Source organism: Thauera sp. WH-1 (assembly GCF_047806685.1).
Classification (GTDB): Bacteria; Pseudomonadota; Gammaproteobacteria; order Burkholderiales; family Rhodocyclaceae; genus Thauera.
The window spans coordinates 116,880-135,145 of sequence record NZ_JBLQGP010000011.1 but is presented as its reverse complement, the minus strand read 5'-3'; the positions used below and the strand labels follow the sequence as shown (position 1 = coordinate 135,145).

The window sequence follows — 18,266 nt, the reverse complement described above, 5'->3', positions numbered from 1 at the left end:
AGCGACGACGCGACGCAGGGCAGCCTCCGCCAACGCCGGTGGGGGCCGGTGGCTCGCGATGCGCGATCCGCCGGCCAATTCCAACCGATGTCGAACCGCGTCCTGCGGGGGCCGTCATGCTTGAGCCGGGCAAGCCCGTGCCCAGGTGTCACCAGGCCGTACGCAGGGCCGAATGAGTGATACCAGCATGAAGATCGTTCTCGTTGGCCATGGCATGGTCGGCCACAAGTTCCTCGAGGAGCTCCGCCAGCTGCAGATCCCCGCTGCGGAGGTCACCGTCCTGTGCGAGGAGCCACGGATGGCCTACGACCGTGTGCACCTGTCCGAATTCTTCGCCGGCAAGACGGCGGAAGACCTCTCGCTGGTCGCGCCCGGCTTCTTCGACGAAGCAGGCTTCACGCTGCGCCTCGGCAGCCGCGCGGCGGCCATTGACCGCCGTGCGCGCACGGTGACGACGCAGGACGGCGTCACCCTGCCCTACGACAAGCTGGTGCTGGCCACCGGCTCCTACCCCTTCGTGCCGCCGGTCAAGGGCAGCGAGCGCGAACACTGCTTCGTCTATCGCACCATCGAGGACCTCGAGGCGATGAAGGCGGCCGGCGCGACCTCGCGCAAGGGCGTCGTCGTCGGCGGCGGGCTGCTCGGCCTGGAGTGCGCCAAGGCGCTGCGCGACCTCGGCCTCGAGACCCATGTCGTCGAGTTCGCCCCGCGCCTGATGGCGGTGCAGGTGGACGACGAAGGCGGCCGCATCCTGCGCAGCAAGATCGAGGCTCTGGGTGTGCAGGTGCACACCGAGCGCAACACGGTCGAGATCACCGACGGCCGCAGCGCCCGCCACCGCATGGTGTTTGCCGACGGCACCCACCTGGAAACCGACATGATCGTGTTCTCCGCCGGCATCCGTCCGCGCGACGAGCTGGCGCGCCAGAACGCGCTGGCGGTCGGCGCCCGCGGCGGCATCGCGGTCGACGACCACTGCCGCACCAGCGATCCGGCCATCCTCGCGATCGGCGAGTGCGCGGCCTGGCGCGACCAGACCTTCGGCCTGGTGGCGCCCGGCTACGACATGGCGCGCATCGCCGCCCGCCAGCTGGCCGGTGATGCCCAGGCCGCGTTTGGCGGCGCCGACATGAGCACCAAGCTCAAGCTGATGGGCGTCGATGTGGCCAGCATCGGCGACGCCCACGGCAGGACGCCGGGCTGCCGCAGCTTCCGCTACGCCGACGAGTGCAAGCAGATCTACAAGAAGATCGTCGTCAGCGCGGACGGCAAGCGCCTGCTCGGCGCGGTGCTGGTCGGCAATGCCGACGAGTACGGCACGCTGCTGCAGATGGCGCTCAACGGCCTCGCGCTGCCGGCCGACCCCGAGTTCCTGATCCTGCCCGCCGGCGACGGCAAGGCCAGGCCCGGCCTCGGTGCCGACGCCCTGCCCGAGTCCGCCCAGATCTGCTCGTGCAACAACGTCAGCAAGGGCCAGATCTGCGCCGCGGTGGGCGACGGCGCCACCACCATCGGCGCGCTCAAGGCCTGCACCAAGGCCGGTGCCAGCTGTGGCGGCTGCGTGCCGCTGGTGACGCAGATCATGAACGCCGAGCTGGCCCGCCTCGGCATGACGGTCACCCGCCACCTGTGCGAGCACTTCCCCTACTCGCGCCAGGAGCTCTACCACCTGGTCCGTGTCGGCGAGATCAAGACTTTTGAGGACCTGCTCGCGCGCCACGGCCAGGGCCTGGGCTGCGACATCTGCAAGCCGACGGCGGCCTCGATCTTCGCCTCGTGCTGGAACGACTTCGTGCTCAAGGGCGAGCTTGCCAGCCTGCAGGACAGCAACGACTACTTCCTCGGCAACATCCAGAAGGACGGCACCTACTCGGTGGTGCCGCGCATGCCCGGCGGCGAAGTGACCCCGGAGGGGCTGATCGCGGTCGGCCAGGTGGCGAAGAAGTACGGCCTGTACACCAAGATCACCGGCGGCCAGCGGGTGGACCTGTTCGGCGCCCGCGTCGAGCAGCTCCCTGCGATCTGGGAAGAGCTGATCGCCGCCGGCTTCGAGTCCGGCCATGCCTACGGCAAGGCGCTGCGCACGGTCAAGAGCTGCGTCGGCAGCACCTGGTGCCGCTACGGCGTGGATGACTCGGTGGGCCTGGCGATCGAACTCGAGAACCGCTACAAGGGCCTGCGCGCGCCGCACAAGATCAAGTTCGGCGTCTCCGGCTGCACGCGCGAATGCGCCGAGGCCCAGGGCAAGGACGTCGGCATCATCGCCACCGAGCGCGGCTGGAACCTCTACGTGTGCGGCAACGGCGGCATGAAGCCGCGCCATGCCGAGCTGATCGCCGCCGACCTCGACAAGGCCGCCCTGGTGCGCCTGATCGACCGCTTCCTGATGTTCTACGTGCGCACCGCCGACCGCCTGCAGCGCACCAGCACCTGGCGCGACAACCTGGAAGGCGGCCTCGACTACCTGAAGGCCGTGCTGATCGACGATTCGCTGGGCATCTGCAGCGAGCTCGAGCAGCAGATGCAGCACGTGGTCGACACCTACCAGTGCGAATGGAAGACCGCGATCACCGACCCCGAGGTGCGCAAGCGCTTCCGCACCTTCATCAACGACCCGCGCGCCGACCAGCGTATCGTCTTCGTCGAGGAGCGCGGACAGATCCGCCCGGCACGCGCCGAAGAGCACCCGGCCGTCGAGAGCGCCGAGGTGGAAGCATGAGCCCCGCGAGGAGAGCCCCCATGAGCAGCGAAGAACTGAAGTGGACCGCCGTGTGCAAGCTCGGCGACATCCTGCCCGGCACCGGCGTGTGCGCGCTGGTGGAGGACCGCCACGTCGCCGTGTTCCGCATCGGCGACAGCAGCGTCCATGCCATCGACAACATCGACCCGCGCTCGGGCGCCAGCGTGCTGTCGCGTGGCCTGGTCGGCAACCTCGGCGAGCATCTGGTCGTCGCCTCGCCGCTGTACAAGAACCACTTCGACCTGCGCACCGGGGCCTGCCTCGAGGCGCCGGAGCATTCGGTGCGCGCGCACCGGGCCAAGCTGCGCGGCGACGAGGTGTGGGTCGCGCTGGCCTGACGCGGCCTCAGCCGCGCTGGCGGCGGGCCTCGAACAGACAGATGCCGCTCGCCACCGAGACGTTGAGGCTCTCGACGCTGCCGTGCATCGGGATGCGCGCGAGCTCGTCGCAGGTGTCGCGGGTGAGCCGGCGCAGGCCGTCGCCTTCGGCGCCGAGCACCCAGGCGACCGGCACCTTCTGGTCGATGTCGTAGAGCGTCTTGGCGGCCTCGCCGGCGGCGCCGACCACCCACACGCCGGCTTCCTGCAATTCGCGCAGCGCGCGCGCGAGGTTGGTGACGGTGATGTAGGGCACGGTGTCGGCGGCGCCGCTGGCAACCTTGACCGCGGTGGCGTTGAGGCCCACCGCGCGGTCCTTGGGCGCGACCACCGCATGCGCGCCGGCGGCGTCGGCCACGCGCAGGCAGGCGCCGAGGTTGTGCGGGTCCTGCACGCCGTCGAGCACCAGGATCAGCGCGTTCTCGTCCAGGCTGTCGAGCACGTCGGCGAGCTTGATGTCGCGCCGGGTGGCGTCGACCTTGGCGACCACGCCCTGGTGGCGGCGGGTGCCGACCAGGCCGTCGAGCTTGTCGCCCTCGGCCTGGCTGATGCGCACGCCGGCGGCCTCGGCCTGGGCGAGGACCTTCTTCACCCGCGCATCCTTGCGGTCAGCGGAGAAGAAGATCTCCAGCACCGAATCGGGCGCGTGGCGCAGCTTGGCGGAGACGGCATGGAAGCCGTAGATCAGCTTGGTGGGGGTGTGGTCGGGTGCTTTAGCCACGGTCGGAGCCCTTGGGGGTGGTCTTGCGGCGTGCGGGTCGCGGAGCCGCGGTCGGGGGCGCGGATTCTAGCGCTTCGGCTGCGGCTGCGGCGACCGGTTCGGCCGTGGGCTTCTTCGCACGCGCCTTGCGGGGCTTGGGTTCGGCGGCTTCGGAGACGGCCGCGGGCACCTCGACGGCCGGCGTGACGGCAGACTTCTTCGCGCGTGCGGCGCGCGACTTGGGCGCAACCGACTCGGGGACAAGGACCGGCAACTCGACGACCGGCGCAGGCGCGACCTCGGTCACGGGCTCGACAGCAGCCTTCTTCGCACGCTTGCGGGGCGCCTTGGGCGCCACCACTTCCGCTGCAGCAGGCGGCGTCTCGACGACGGGCGCGGGCACCGCCTCGACGGCCGCGTCGGCGACCGGCTTCTGCGCGCGCTTGCTGCGCGACTTCGCCTTGGCGGGCTCCGCAGCGGAGACCGGCGACTGCACGGTCGGGGCCTCGATGGGCAGCACGGGCGCAGGGTCGACCACCGGCTCGGCCGCGGCCTTCTTCGCGCGCGGCTTGCGCGCTTTCTTGCCCTCTGCCGGCGCCGCAGCCGCGGCTGGCACTTCGGCGGGCTGCGCAGGTGCCTTCGGCGTGCGCGGCAGCGGCCCTTCGATGAGGCGGAAGTCGATCTTGTTGGTCGCCATGTCGACCCGCACGAGCTGCACCTTGACCCGATCCGACAGGCGGAACTGCTTGCCGGTGCGCTCGCCCAGCAGCGCATGGCGCATCTCGTCGAAGTGGAAGTAGTCGCTGCCCAGATCCGAGATGTGCAGCAGGCCCTCGATGAAGATGTCGTCGAGGGCGACGAACAGACCGAAGGGCACGACCGCCGACACGCTGCCGGTGAATTCCTCGCCGACGCGGTCCTGCATGAAGTAGCACTTGAGGAAGGCGACCACGTCGCGGGTGGCCTCGTCGGCGCGGCGCTCGGTCATCGAGCAGTGCAGGCCGATCTGCTCCCAGTCGCCGGGGCGGTATTGCTCGCCGCCGAGCGCGGCCTTGATGCCGCGGTGGATCAGCAGGTCGGGATAGCGCCGGATCGGCGAGGTGAAGTGGGTATAGGATTCGTAGGCGAGCCCGAAGTGGCCGACATTGTCCGGGCTGTACATCGCCTGCTTGAGCGAGCGCAGCATCACGGTCTGCAGCAGCTGCGCGTCGGGGCGGTCCTTGACCTGCTCGAGCAGTTTGGCGAAGTCGCTCGCGCGCGGCTCGTCCCCCCCGCCCAGGCCGAGGCCGAACTCCTTGAGGAACTCGCGCAGCTTGGCGAGCTTGTCCTCGGAGGGGCTGTCGTGGACGCGGTACAGGGCCGGATGCTCGCGGCTGGCGAGGAAGTCGGAGGCGCACACGTTGGCGGCGAGCATGCATTCCTCGATGAGGCGATGGGCGTCGTTGCGCACCTCGGGCACGATCTGCGCGATCTTGCCGTTGTCATCGAAGATCATGCGCGTCTCGGTGGTCTCGAAGTCGATCGCACCACGCTTGGCGCGCGCCTTGAGCAGCACGCGGAACAGGGTGTCGAGGTTCTCGAGGTGGGGCAGCAGCGCGGCGAGTTCGGCGCGCACCGCCGGATCCCTGTCGTAGAGCGCGGCCGCGACCTTGGTGTAGGTCAGGCGCGCGTGCGACCAGATCACCGCGGGATAGAAGCGGTAGTTCTTGATCGCGCCGGTGGCCGAGATGGCCATGTCCGCGACCATGGCCAGGCGCTCGACCTGCGGGTTGAGCGAACACAGGCCGTTGGAGAGTTTCTCGGGCAGCATCGGGATGACGCGGCGCGGGAAGTACACCGAGTTGCCGCGGTCGAAGGCGTCCTTGTCGAGCGCGCTGGCGGCGTCGACGTAGTGCGAGACGTCGGCGATGGCGACGATCAGGCGGTAGCCCTTGCCCTGGCGCTCACAGTAAACGGCGTCGTCAAAGTCCTTCGCGGTCTCGCCGTCGATGGTGACCAGCGGCAGCCTGGTGAGGTCCTCGCGGCCGGCCCAGTCCTTCTTGCGTACCTTGTCGGGCAGCTTGCGCGTCTGCGCCTTGGCCTCGGACGAAAACTCGAAGGGCAGATCGTGCTTGCGCAGCGCGATCTCGATCTCCATCCCGGGGTCGGCGTAGTTGCCGAGCACCTCGACGATGCGACCGATCGGCTGGGCGAACTTGGTCGGCTGCTCGACCAGCTCGACGGTGACGATCTGGCCCGGCTCGGGTTTCTTGCGCCCACCCGGGGCGACCAGGATGTCCTGCGCCAGGCGGCGGTTCTCGGGCACGACGATCATCACGCCGTGCTCGTTGATCACGCGCCCGACCACGCGCGAGTTGGCGCGCTCGAGCACCTCGACCAGCTTGCCTTCGGGGCGGCCGCGGCGGTCGGTCCCGGAGATGCGCACGATGACGCGGTCGCCGTGCAGCAGCTCGCGCATCTCCTTCGGGCCGAGGAAGATGTCGGGCTGGCCGTCGTCGCGACGTACGAATCCGAAGCCGTCGGGGTGGCCCTCGACGCGGCCCTTGATGAGGTCGGCCTTGGCCGGCAGCAGGTAGGCGTCGCGGCGGTTGCGGATGAGCTGCCCGTCGCGTTCCATGGCGCGCAGGCGGCGGTCGAAAAAGTCGAGCTCGTGCGGCGCGATGTCGAGTGCCGCGGCGAGGTCCGAGAAGGGCATCGGCACGCCGCGCTCGGCCAGAACCTGCAGCACGTATTCCCGACTGGGCAGCGGATTCTCGTACTGCAGCGTCTCGCGGGCATGGAAGGGATCAGCCAGGCGGATGGCACTTGCATGGGCGGCGGCGGCCTTGCGTGCGGCCCGGCTGCGGCCCGGCCCCTTGACCGGGCTGGCGGCCTTGCCGGCATTGTGGCGGGAGACCACGGCGGCATCCGGGCGGCGGGTGCCGGACTTCGGCGATCCGCCGTGATGGCCAGCCTTGCCGCCCTGGTTATTTTCGGTTTTTTTGGTTTTGCGAGTCATTGACAATCTTCTTTTCGTGCTTATAATGCGCGTCTTCTTGCCCAGATGGCGGAATTGGTAGACGCACTAGTTTCAGGTACTAGCGCCGCGAGGCGTGGAGGTTCGAGTCCTCTTCTGGGCACCAGTTTTACGGAAAGCCGCTCTTCGGAGCGGCTTTTTTGTTTTGAGTCCCGACTGCACTGACGCTCGCTCGGGCCTGTGCGGTGCCGCACTGCAAAAAAATGCGGGCGACCCTTTCCGGCCGGCGAAGTGTCTGCTATTATGCGCGTCCCTGCCCAGATGGCGGAATTGGTAGACGCACTAGTTTCAGGTACTAGCGCTGCGAGGCGTGGAGGTTCGAGTCCTCTTCTGGGCACCAGTTGCAGGGAAAAGCCGGCTGAAAGCCGGCTTTTTTCGTTCACCTGGCAGCGAGCGAGCGGTGCGGCAAAAAAACCGCGGGAGCGGAACCGGCCGCAAATGTCCCCTTGACGGCAGACATTCACAGCCCGTCCCGCTCCCGCATCTTCGACGACGCCTGCCGCGCCCCGCTGTGCCGACAAGGCCCGATCAGGCGCCAAACGGGTGACGACGCAGGATGGTCTCGTCGCGCTCGGGTCCGGTCGAGATGACGTCGATCGGGATCTCGCAGATCTCCTCGATGCGATGCAGGTAGGCACGTGCCTCCTGCGGCAGCGCGTCCCAGCTCTGCGCGCCGAAAGTGGTGCCGCTCCAGCCCTTCATGGTCTCGTAGATGGGCTCGCAGCGGGTCACCTCCTCCGAGCCCATCGGCAGCAAGTCGATGCGCTTGCCGTCGAGCATGTAGCCGGTGCACAGCTTGAGCTCGTCAAGGCCGTCGAGCACGTCGAGCTTGGTGATGCACAGCCCGGTGACGCCGTTGATGATGATCGAGCGCTTCAGCGCGGCCAGGTCCAGCCAGCCGCAGCGGCGCTTGCGGCCGGTGACGGTGCCGAACTCACGCCCCTTGGTGGACATCTGCTCGCCGGGCACGCCCTTGGTATCGATGTCGAGTTCGGTCGGGAAGGGGCCGCCGCCGACGCGGGTGCAGTAGGCCTTGGTGATGCCGAGCACGTAGTGCAGGCGGCTGGGACCGACGCCGGAGCCGGCCGCAGCCTGGCCGGCGACGCAGTTGCTGGAGGTGACGAAGGGATAGGTGCCGTGGTCGATGTCGAGCAGGGTGCCCTGCGCGCCTTCGAACAGCAGCGAGCCGCCCGACTTGTTGATCGAGTACAACTCGGCCGAGACGTCCGCCACCATCGGCAGCAGCTCTTCGGCATCGGCCATGGCCTGGTCGAACACGGACTGGAAATCGACCGGGTCGGCGCCCAGGTGCTGGGTCAGCACGAAGTTGTGGTACTCGAGGTTGGCCTCGAGCTTGGCGGCGAAGCGCTCGCGATCGAACAGGTCATACACGCGCAGCGCGCGGCGCGCGACCTTGTCCTCGTAGGTCGGCCCGATGCCCTTGCCGGTGGTGCCGATCTTGTCGTCGGCCGACTTGGCGGCCTCGCGCGCGCGATCCAGCGCGCTGTGGTAGCCCAGGATCAGCGGGCAGCCCGGGCTGATGCGCAGGCGCTCGCGCACCTTGATGCCGCCCGCCTCCAGCGTGCGGATCTCGGACAGCAGGTGGTGCGCATCGAGCACCACGCCGTTGCCGATGAAACAGGCCACGCCCTCGCGCACGATGCCCGAGGGCACGAGGTTGAGCTTGTATTCGGTCTGGCCGATGACCAGCGTGTGACCGGCGTTGTGCCCCCCCTGGAAGCGTACGACGCCCTTCGCGTGGTCGGTCAGCCAGTCGACGATCTTGCCCTTGCCTTCATCACCCCACTGGGTACCGACGACGACGACGTTCTTTGCCATTTTCTTAATCTCCCTGTAACGGCACGATCGTCCACCGATCGCCCCGCTTCACCAGTTGCCGGTCACAGCCGGCTTCGTTCCAAGTTCCATCATGTCCGGGCAGCGCGGTGACGACGATGTCGCCGTGGGCACGCAGGCGCGCCACCTCTTCGACGAGCGTCGCATCCTCGGTCAGCGGTGCGAGCACGGCACCGGCCATGCTGGCCGCCGCCGGCAGGCGCCACACCAGTTCGCGCAGATCGAGACTGAAGCCGGTCGCCGGGCGGGCACGACCGAAGGCTTCGGAGACGCGATCGTAACGCCCGCCGAGGGCGAGCGCGGCGGGCGAGTCAGCACCGTAGGCCGCGAACACGATGCCGCTGTGATAGTGGTAGCCGCGCAGGTCGGACAGGTCGAAGCTGACCGGCAGGTCGGCGAGCGCGGCCGCCAGCCGGCGCAGCTCGTCCAGCAGCGCGGTGATCTCGCCATCCTGCGGCAGGCGTGCGGCCGCCTCGGCGAGTACCTCGGGGCCACCATACAGCTCGGGCAGCGCCAGCAGGGCGCTACGCACCGGTTCGGCGACGTCGGCGAGCACCTTCTGCAGCTCGGGCACATCCTTGGCCTGCAGCAGGTCGAACAGCTCCTCTTCACGCCCGGGCACCAGCCCGGCCCGCGCCGCCAGCGCATGGAAGATACCGACGTGGCCGATATCGATGCGCGACGCCGGCACCTCGGCCAGGCGCAGCACCTCGGCCAGCAGGCGCAGGATCTCGAGGTCGGCCTCGATGCCGGCATGACCGTAGAGTTCGGCACCGAGCTGCAGCGGCTCGCGCGTGGCGGTGAGGGTGGATGGCAGGGCGTGGAGCACGCTGGCGCAGTAGCACAGGCGCGACACACCGCGGCGGTTGAGCAGGTGGGCGTCGATGCGGGTGACCTGCGGCGTCATGTCGGCGCGCACGCCCATCGTGCGTCCAGTCAGTTGATCGACCAGCTTGAAGGTACGCAGGGCAAGGTCCTGCCCGGCACCGGTGGTGAGCGAGTCGAGGTACTCGAGCAGGGGCGGCATCACCAGCTGATAGCCGCGCGTGCGAAAGGCGTCGAGCAGGCGCCGCCGCAGCATCTCGAGCTGATGTGCTTCGGACGGCAGCGCGTCCTGGATGTGATCGGGCAGTAGCCAGCGCATGAGCGTGTCAGAGCAAGATGAAAAGCAGGATGACGCCCACCAGCATGGAGGTCAGGCCGATGAAGCGGATCTGACCGTCAGCCATGCTGGCGAGACGCAAAAAAGTATCGCGCCAGGCGGCTGGCGCGATGAAGGGAAGGAGGCCTTCGATGATGAGCATCAGGGCGAAGGCGATCAGTAGCGTACTTCCCATGAAGGAATCAATTGCGCGGCGCGCCGCCGGAGTCCTTCATGAAGCGGAAGAAGTCGGAGCTCGGATCCACCACCATCACGTCGTCCTTGCCGGCGAAGCTGGAGCGGTAGGCCTCGAGGCTGCGATAGAAGGAGTAGAACTCCGGGCTCTTGCCATAGGCTTCGGCATAGATCGCGGTCGCGCGGGCGTCGCCCTCACCCATGGTTTCCTGGGCGGAACGGTAGGCCTCGGCGATGATGACCTCGCGCTGGCGATCGGCGTCGGCGCGGATGCGTTCGGCTTCGGCCGCACCGAGCGAACGCAGCTCGTTCGCCACCCGCTTGCGCTCGGCTTCCATGCGGCGATAGACCGACTCGGACACCTCGTTGGGCAGGTCGACCCGCTTCAGGCGCACGTCGACGATCTGCACGCCGATGGTGCGCGCATCGCGGTCGGCACGTTCGCGCATCTGCTCCATGATGCGGTCGCGCTCGCCGGACACCACGTCATGCACGGTCCGGCGGCCGAATTCCTCGCGCAGACCGGCATTGACCGTCTGCGTCAGGCGGGTACGCGCCCGCGCCTCGTCGCCGGCCACCGACTCGTAGTACAGCCGCGGATCGACGATGCGCCACTTGACGAAGTGATCGACCAGCACGTTCTTCTTTTCGGAGGTGATGAAACGCTCGGGCTCGGGCGTATCCATGGTCAGGATGCGCTTGTCGAAATAGCGCACGTTCTGGATGAACGGCAGCTTGACGTTGAGACCCGGCTCGGAGATGACCTCCTTGACCTCACCCAGCTGGAACACGACTGCATACTGGCGCTGATCCACGGTGAATAGCGACATCGAGGCAATCACGACGGCAAGCAGCAGCACGCCGCCAATCAGGGACATCTTGTCACGCATCAACGCTCTCCCCGCTCACGACTTCTCATCAACTCACGATTGCGCGGATCCAGTGAGGGCATCGGCGCGTTCGCCCCCAGACCTGCTGCCGATTGGGAATCCGGCTGCGCCGCGGCAGCCGTGGCGGATTTGCCACCGGCGGACTGCATCAGCTTGTCGAGCGGCAACAACATCAGGTTGCCGTTGCCTTGGGCGTCGATCATGACCTTCGAGGTGTTGGACAGCACCTGCTGCATGGTGTCGAGGTACAGACGCTCGCGCGTCACCACCGGCGCGCGACTGTACTCGGCGAACACCTGGTTGAAGCGGCTCGACTCACCCTCAGCGTTGGCGATGACCCGGTCGCGGTAGGCATTGGCCTCTTCGACCAGGCGCGAGGCGGTACCACGGGCGCGCGGCACGACGTCGTTGGCGTAGGCCTCGCCCTCGTTCTTCTGCCGCTCGCGATCCTGACCCGCCTTCACCGCGTCGTCGAACGCGGCCTGCACCTGCTCGGGCGGCTGGGCGTTCTGCATCGTCACCCGGCTGATCTGGATGCCGGTCTCGTAGCGATCGAGGATGCGCTGCATCAGCTCATGCGCCGTGGCGGCGATCTCTTCGCGGCCTTCGTACAGCACGAAGTCCATGCGGCTCTTGCCAACGATCTCGCGCATCGCGGTCTCGGCGGCCTGGCCGACCGCCTCGTCCGGGAAGCGGTTGTTGAAGACGTAGTTCTCCGGGCTGTTCAGGATGTACTGCACGGCGAACTGGATGTTGATGATGTTCTCATCGTCGGTGAGCATCAGCGACTCGCGCAGCACCTTGTTGCGCTCGGAGCCGCGATAGCCGACTTCGACCGTGCGCACACCGGTCAGGTCGACGATCTCGTGCGATTCGAAGGGTGCGGGCAGACGCCAGCGCAGGCCAGGATCGGTGGTCTGGATGAACTTGCCCAGGCGCAGCACGACGCCGCGCTGGTTGGCATCGACGGTGTAGAAACCGCTTGCCAGCCACACGAGGCCGACCAGCACCAGCAGCACGCCGATGCCGCCACCGAACTGCTTGAAGGAAAGATTGGGCAGCTGCGGACCGCCGCCACCACCACCGCCTCCATTGCCACCGCCATCGCTGCCACGGCCGGGACGCTTGCCGCCGAACATGCCGGTCAGGCGCTGATTGAAGTCGCGCCACACCTCCTCGAGGTCGGGCGGGCCCTGGTTGTTGCCACGGTTGCGATCACCACGGTTGTCATCGTTGCGATTGCCGTCGTTGCGATTGCCGTCGTTGCGGTCGCCGTCGCTACCGCCCTGACCACCCCAACGTGGGTCATTGAGTGACATGAGGATGCCTGTTATCACGATTGTTCTGACCGTTCGTCCGCCGTGCCGGTTAGCCGGTCGGCATTGTCACCAAAGGTCTGCGAGGCCACTTCAGCGAGCGCATCGCGAAGCAGGTCGAGACCTTCACCCGTTCTGGCGCTCAAAAAAATGCGCCTGATTCTATCACAGTCACCCCGCTCGACCGCCGGCGCGGCCCGGGTCAGGTCGATCTTGTTCCAGACCAGGATCTGCGGCACCTCGGCCGCGCCGATCTCGGCCAGCACCTCGTTGACCGCCGCGATCTGGGCATCACGATCCTCGCTGGCCGAATCCACCACGTGCAGCAGCAGATCGGCCTGCGCCGTCTCTTCGAGTGTCGCCTGGAAGGCCGCGACCAGCGCATGCGGAAGGTCGCGGATGAAGCCGACCGTATCCGACAGCACCACATTGGCACCGCCGACGTAAAGACGCCGGGAGGTGGTGTCCAGCGTGGCGAAGAGCTGGTCGGCGGCATAAGCGCCCGCCTTCGTCAGCGCATTGAACAGTGTCGACTTGCCCGCATTGGTGTAACCGACCAGAGAGACCGACAGAACGTCGCGACGTTCCCTGGCGCGACGACGAACCTTGCGCTGCTTCTCGATCTGGGCGAGACGCGACTTCAGCATCTTGACCCGATTGCCGAGCAGGCGACGGTCGGTTTCGAGTTGCTTCTCGCCCGGACCGCGCAGGCCGATGCCGCCTTTCTGGCGCTCGAGGTGGGTCCAGCCGCGAACGAGGCGGGTGGCAAGATGCTCGAGCTGGGCGAGCTCGACCTGCAGCTTGCCTTCATGGCTGCGCGCACGCTGGGCAAAGATGTCGAGGATGAGCGCGGTGCGATCGATCACCATGCACTGCAGCTCGCGCTCGAGGTTGCGCTGCTGGCCGGGCGACAGGGCGTGATTGAAGATCACGATGTCGGCAGCACGGGCGCGCAGCGCCTCGACAATCTCCTGCACCTTGCCGCTACCGGCGAAGAGCTTGGAATCGGGCGCGGCACGCCTGCCCTGCACCACCGCCTCGACACGGCCCCCGGCGCTGGCGACAAGCAGCTTGAACTCGGACAGGCGTTCGTCGATCGCCCCCTGGCCCAGGTCGAGCTGGACCAGCACGGCACGTTCGCCGGACGCGGGACGCTCAAACATGCAGGCCTCCCGCGACCGCCGGCGAGCGGCCGCGACGGATCAGTGCGGCCCTCAGTTGTTGCCCTCGTCCTGCTGGATGACGACCGGGCGGGCGGGCACGACGGTGGAGATCGCGTGCTTGTAGACCATCTGCGTCACGGTGTTCTTGAGCAGCACGACGTACTGATCGAAGGATTCGACCTGGCCCTGCAGCTTGATGCCGTTGACCAGGTAGATCGACACCGGGATGTGCTCGCGGCGAAGGGTGTTGAGGAAGGGGTCTTGTAGAAGTTGCCCTTTATTGCTCATTGCTGAACCTCTTTATATTGTGTTTATAAGAATGTTGTGGACATTATGGTGCACTGCGGCATCACAGTATGCAACCAAATCCAGGTGTGGAAACGGGTTCTTGACCGGAAATTTGTTCAGCTTCGTGTCGCGAACGGATTGTGCGTGGTCCTGAACTGGATGCGCAAGGGCGTGCCCTGCAGCTTGAAGGCCTCGAGGAAACAGCGCTCCAGGTAGCGCACGTAGGACGCCGGTATGTCGTCGAGAGCGTTGCCATGGATCACGATTACCGGCGGGTTCATGCCCCCCTGGTGGGCATAGCGCATCTTCGGCCGCGCCATGCCGTGGCGTGGCGGCGCCTGGCGGGCCACCGCCTGCTGCAGCGCACGCGTCAGGCGCGGCGTGGCCAGGTTGGCGGTGGCCGCCGCGTAGGCCGCATCGACCGACTTCAGCAAGCCGTTGATGCCCTCGGCCTTGAGCGCCGAAATCTGGTGGAAGCGGGCGAAGGACAGGAAGGCGAGCTTGCGCGCGATGTCCGCCTTCAGGCGGTCGCGACGATAGTCGTCGACCGCGTCCCACTTGTTGATCGCCACCACCAGCGCCCGTCCGGCCTCGAGCGCGAAGCCGGCGATGTGGGCATCCTGGTCGGAGATGTCCTGCGCTGCGTCGAGCACCAGCACGATGACGTTGGCCTCCTGGATGGCCTGCAGGGTCTTGATCACCGAGAACTTCTCGACCGCCTCGAACACCCTGCCCTTGCGGCGCAGGCCGGCAGTGTCGATCAGCGTGTAGCGCCGCCCGCCCCGCTCGAAGGGGATGGAAATGGCGTCACGCGTGGTCCCCGGCAGATCGAAGGCGATGACGCGCTCCTCGCCCAGCAGGGTATTGACCAGGGTGGACTTGCCGACGTTGGGTCGACCGACGATCGCGACCCTGGGCCCCTCGTCCTCGCTCGACGCAGCTTCCTCGTCGAGCGGGAAAGGCGCGAGGACGATGTCGATGAGCTGCTTGACGCCGTCGCCGTGCGCCGCCGACACCGGCAGCGGATCGCCCAGGCCAAGGGCATGGAAGTCCGCCGCCACCATCGCCCGGTCGAGGCCTTCGGCCTTGTTGACGACCAGATGCACCGGGCGCCCGGCGCGCCGCAGGCGCGCGGCGATGTTCTCGTCGTGGGGCGTGCGGCCGGCCCGGCCATCGACCAGGAACAGCAGCACGTCAGCCTCGGCGATGGCCTGTTCGGCCTGGCGCGCCATCTCGTGCATGATGCCGTCCTTGGCCACGGGATCGAAGCCGGCGGTGTCGACGACCAGGTAATCACGTTCACCGACGCGACCGATGCCGTAATGGCGGTCGCGCGTCAGGCCCGGCTGATCGGCGACGAGGGCGTCGCGGGTGCGCGTCAGGCGGTTGAACAGGGTCGACTTGCCGACATTGGGCCGGCCGACGAGGACAATGGTGGGTTTCACTTGCTGTAATGCCTCAGCGTACTTCGTACGCGGTAATGTCGCCGCCCTTGCCCTGCACGACGAAGCCGCGGCCGAAGGCGACCGGGTCGGCGGCGATCGGGCGGCTGCCGGAACGGTCACGGGCGGCAAAGGCGCCGGTCTCGCGCTCGAGCGCGTGCACATAGCCCTCGAGATCACCGACGATGACGTAGTCGCCGACGATCAGTGGTCGTGACACCTGGCGACGGGCCAGGGCGTCCTGCTTCCACACGCTGGCGCCGCTGTAGGCATCGAGCGCATGCACCGCATCGCGGTCGTCGGTGATCATGGCAAAGCGGGCATCGCGGTCCATGCCGACACTGCTGGAGAAGTCGCGCGCCCACAGCGCATTACCGTTCGAGGTGTCGAAGCAGGCTGCGCGCCCCTGGTAGCTGACCGCGCACACTTCGCGCCGACCGACCACCGGCGGGCCGGCCACATCGGCGACGCGCTCGAGCTCGGTGGCGCCGCGCGGCACGGCCACGTTCAGCTCGGTGATCGCACCGCCGTTGGCGGCATTGATGACGGCCAGGCGGCCGCCGGGGAAGCCGGCGAGCACCACCGGCCCCTCGATGAGGACGCCGGCGAAACTGCGCAGCGCCAGCGGTGGGTTGTTGCGCTGGTAGATCCAACGCCGGCTGCCATCACGCGCATCGAGGGCGATGAGCCGATTGTCCGAGGCACGCACGATGACCAGTTCCAGGCTCACCGCGGGCTGCGCCAGTACCTCCGCGCCGACCGGGGTGCGCCAGCGTTCTGCGCCGCTGGCGGCATCGAGGGCGATCACCGTGCCGTCGGTCGCGACCACGACGACCAGCCGGCCATCGCTGCCGACGCCGGCAGACAGGCGCTTGTCCGCCTGCACCCGCCATACCGCGTTGCCGCCCTCGAAGCGCGCCACGTCGCCGCGATGGGCGGCGGCATACACGCTGTCGCTCCATACTGCCGGCTGGAAGCGGTAGCTGCCGGCGTCACCGATGTCCGCCCGCCACTGGCTGGCGAGTTGTGCACGAGGCTGGATGTCGACCAGCGGCGCCGGCCTCGGCGCCGAGCTGGAGAAGGGATTGAGTGAGGCGCAGCCCGCGGCGAGCACCGCGGCGGCAACAAGCGGGACGACACGCAGCGAGGACAGCATCATCGATCAGACTCCAAGGGATTCGAGCTTGACGCGCACCACTTCACGCAGGGTCGCCGCCTCCTCGCCATCACCCGCGAGCGCATCGATCGCCGCCTGATAGGCAACGCGCGCCTCGGCCGCCTTGCCCTGCGCCGCCAGGATGTCGCCGCGCAGATCGTCGAAACGGGCCTTGTAGGCGGCCGAAGGCGCGGCCTGCAGGCGCGCCAGCGCCGCATCGAGCTCGCCCTGCTGGAGCATCACGGCCGCCAGGCGCAGACGCGCAAGATCGCGCAGCGCCGGGTCCTTGCCCTTGTCCGCGGCCCATTCGAGCGGCGCCCGGGCATTGACGAAGTCGCCCGCCTCGAACTGGATCGCCGCCGACAGCAGCGCGCCGAGCTGGGCGCTGACGCTGCCGCCATGCTCGCCGATCAGGCGCCCTGCCGCTTCGCGCGCCTTCTGCGCATCCTGCTGCTCGGCGGCCTGCTGGACGGCGTAATACAGCACGCCGGCCTCGGCCGCATTGCGGTTCTGGTACCACTGCCAGCCCTGCCAGCCGACCGCAGCCACGGCTGCAGCCAGCGCGAGACCGACGACGAGGTTGCCGTACTGCGCCCACCACGCCTTGAGTTCGGATATCTGTTCCTGCTCTTCGAGATCGTAGACCGCCATCTTCAAGCCTCTTGTTCGGATTGTTCGGAATACAGCAGGCCCGCCATCGCCTCGGGCAAGGCATCGAGACTGACGCGCTGCTGCGCACCGCCGCCGCGCAGCGGCTTGATGCCGACCTCCCCGGCCGCGGCCTCGTCCTCGCCGATCACGACCGCCACCGGCGCCTCGCTGGCGTCAGCCTTCTTCATCTGCGACTTGAAGCTGCCGCCACCGCAGTGCATCAGCACCGCGAAGCCGTGCTCGCGCAGCGCCTCGGCGGCGCGCATGGCCAGGCGCTGGGCCGCCTCACCCACGCTCACCACGTAGGCGTCGGCCACCGAGCGCTCGGCCTCGCCGCCGCATTCCTTCCACAGCAACAGCAGACGCTCGATGCCGATCGCAAAGCCGGCCGCCGGCTGCGGCTTGCCGCCGAGTTGCTCGAACAGGCCGTCGTAACGGCCGCCGGCGCAGATCGTGCCCTGCGCGCCCAGCCGCGTGGTGACCCACTCGAACACGGTGCGGTTGTAGTAGTCCAGGCCGCGCACCAGGCGATGGTTGATGCGGTACGGGATGCCGGCATCCTTGAGGAAGACCTGCACCGCCTCGAAATGCGCCTTCGACTCCGCGCCGAGGTAGTCGGCCAGCCTGGGCGCCGCTTCGACAATCGGCTGCAGCTCGGGGTTCTTGGTGTCGAGGATGCGCAGCGGATTGGTATACAGGCGGCGCTTGCCGTCCTCGTCGAGCTTGTCCTGATGCTGCTCGAGATAGGCGATCAGCGCCGCACGGTGCCGGGCGCGCTCCTCGGGGGCGCCGAGCGAGTTGATCTCGAGCGACACGTCCTCCAGCCCGAGGTCTTCCCACAGCCGGGCGCACATCAGGATCAGCTCGGCGTCGGTGTCCGCACCAGCGAAGCCGAGGGCCTCGACGCCGATCTGGTGGAACTGGCGGTAGCGCCCCTTCTGCGGGCGCTCGTGGCGGAACATCGGCCCATAGTAGTAGAGCCGCTGTGGCCCGCCGGCTGGGATCAGGTTGTGCTGGATCGCGGCACGCACGCAGGACGCGGTGCCTTCCGGGCGTAGCGTGAGGTGTTCGCCGTTCAAGGCATCCTCGAAGGAGTACATCTCCTTCTCGACAATGTCGGTGACCTCGCCGATGGCGCGCTTGAACAGCGGCGTCGGCTCGACCAGCGGCATGCGGATCGGGCGGTAGCCGTAGCTCTGCAGCCAGTCGCGCACGATGTCTTCGAAGTATTCCCAGGTTTCGGCCTCGTCGGGCAGGATGTCGTTCATCCCGCGCACGGCCTGCAAGGTCTGGCTCATGAGTGCTTGGTCTTTGCGTTGATGCGTCGCTGCGCT

Annotated in this window: 15 protein-coding genes and 2 tRNA genes; 4 read left to right on the top strand and 13 right to left on the bottom strand. The window is 67.8% G+C overall.

The annotated features are described in order from the left end of the window. Positions 1-187: 187 nt before the first annotated feature. Positions 188-2,719, top strand: a complete 2,532-nt coding sequence (nirB, locus tag ACMV5O_RS12480) for a nitrite reductase large subunit NirB (protein ID WP_416163757.1) — start codon at positions 188-190, stop codon at positions 2,717-2,719. 20 nt (positions 2,720-2,739) lie between these two features. Continuing rightward, positions 2,740-3,078 (top strand): nitrite reductase small subunit NirD, encoded by a 339-nt coding sequence (nirD, locus tag ACMV5O_RS12475; RefSeq protein ID WP_416163756.1) that lies wholly within the window; start codon positions 2,740-2,742, stop codon positions 3,076-3,078. Positions 3,079-3,085: 7 nt separating this feature from the next. Here the strand turns inward: nirD and rlmB are convergent, their stop codons facing one another. Both rlmB and rnr read right to left on the bottom strand, forming a co-directional pair. Continuing rightward, positions 3,086-3,838 (bottom strand): 23S rRNA (guanosine(2251)-2'-O)-methyltransferase RlmB, encoded by a 753-nt coding sequence (gene rlmB / locus ACMV5O_RS12470; protein ID WP_416163755.1) that lies wholly within the window; start codon positions 3,836-3,838, stop codon positions 3,086-3,088. Then, positions 3,831-6,815, bottom strand: coding sequence for a ribonuclease R (rnr, locus tag ACMV5O_RS12465; RefSeq protein WP_416163754.1), 2,985 nt, complete (start codon positions 6,813-6,815; stop codon positions 3,831-3,833). The genes rlmB and rnr overlap by 8 nt, the downstream gene beginning before the upstream one ends. Positions 6,816-6,854: 39 nt before the next feature. On the opposite strand from rnr, the gene ACMV5O_RS12460 reads away from it, so the two are divergent. After that, positions 6,855-6,939, top strand: a tRNA-Leu gene (locus ACMV5O_RS12460). A gap of 149 nt (positions 6,940-7,088) precedes the next feature. After that, positions 7,089-7,173 (top strand) — tRNA-Leu (locus ACMV5O_RS12455). Between the two features lie 188 nt (positions 7,174-7,361). On the opposite strand, the gene ACMV5O_RS12450 is transcribed toward ACMV5O_RS12455, so the two are convergent. The 11 genes from ACMV5O_RS12450 to hisS form a co-directional block, all read right to left on the bottom strand. Beyond that, on the bottom strand, positions 7,362-8,672 hold the full coding sequence (locus tag ACMV5O_RS12450; RefSeq protein ID WP_416163753.1) for an adenylosuccinate synthase: 1,311 nt from the start codon (positions 8,670-8,672) through the stop codon (positions 7,362-7,364). A 4-nt stretch (positions 8,673-8,676) separates the two neighbouring features. Next, positions 8,677-9,834 carry an ATP phosphoribosyltransferase regulatory subunit gene (locus ACMV5O_RS12445; protein WP_416163752.1) on the bottom strand — a complete coding sequence of 386 codons (1,158 nt, stop codon included), beginning with the start codon at positions 9,832-9,834 and terminating at the stop codon, positions 8,677-8,679. A gap of 7 nt (positions 9,835-9,841) precedes the next feature. Then, the gene (locus ACMV5O_RS12440; protein ID WP_416163751.1) at positions 9,842-10,027 is read right to left on the bottom strand and encodes a DUF2065 domain-containing protein; all 186 of its coding nucleotides are present in this window, start codon (positions 10,025-10,027) and stop codon (positions 9,842-9,844) included. Between the two features lie 7 nt (positions 10,028-10,034). Next, positions 10,035-10,916 (bottom strand): protease modulator HflC, encoded by an 882-nt coding sequence (gene hflC, locus ACMV5O_RS12435; protein ID WP_416163750.1) that lies wholly within the window; start codon positions 10,914-10,916, stop codon positions 10,035-10,037. Then, on the bottom strand, positions 10,916-12,235 hold the full coding sequence (gene hflK, locus ACMV5O_RS12430) for an FtsH protease activity modulator HflK (RefSeq protein WP_416163749.1): 1,320 nt from the start codon (positions 12,233-12,235) through the stop codon (positions 10,916-10,918). The genes hflC and hflK overlap by 1 nt, the downstream gene beginning before the upstream one ends. 14 nt (positions 12,236-12,249) lie before the next feature. Next, positions 12,250-13,395 carry a ribosome rescue GTPase HflX gene (gene hflX, locus ACMV5O_RS12425; RefSeq protein ID WP_416163748.1) on the bottom strand — a complete coding sequence of 382 codons (1,146 nt, stop codon included), beginning with the start codon at positions 13,393-13,395 and terminating at the stop codon, positions 12,250-12,252. A 51-nt stretch (positions 13,396-13,446) separates the two neighbouring features. After that, complete coding sequence (gene hfq, locus ACMV5O_RS12420) at positions 13,447-13,683, bottom strand: RNA chaperone Hfq (protein ID WP_416163747.1); 237 nt, start codon at positions 13,681-13,683, stop codon at positions 13,447-13,449. 116 nt (positions 13,684-13,799) lie between these two features. After that, positions 13,800-15,128 (bottom strand): ribosome biogenesis GTPase Der, encoded by a 1,329-nt coding sequence (gene der / locus ACMV5O_RS12415; RefSeq protein ID WP_324537908.1) that lies wholly within the window; start codon positions 15,126-15,128, stop codon positions 13,800-13,802. Positions 15,129-15,141: 13 nt separating this feature from the next. Beyond that, complete coding sequence (bamB, locus tag ACMV5O_RS12410; RefSeq protein ID WP_416163746.1) at positions 15,142-16,284, bottom strand: outer membrane protein assembly factor BamB; 1,143 nt, start codon at positions 16,282-16,284, stop codon at positions 15,142-15,144. A 3-nt stretch (positions 16,285-16,287) separates the two neighbouring features. Next, positions 16,288-16,932: a tetratricopeptide repeat protein gene (locus ACMV5O_RS12405; protein WP_416163745.1), complete on the bottom strand. Its 645-nt coding sequence runs from the start codon at positions 16,930-16,932 to the stop codon at positions 16,288-16,290. Between the two features lie 2 nt (positions 16,933-16,934). Next, positions 16,935-18,230 (bottom strand): histidine--tRNA ligase, encoded by a 1,296-nt coding sequence (hisS, locus tag ACMV5O_RS12400; protein WP_416163744.1) that lies wholly within the window; start codon positions 18,228-18,230, stop codon positions 16,935-16,937. Positions 18,231-18,266 lie beyond the last annotated feature (36 nt).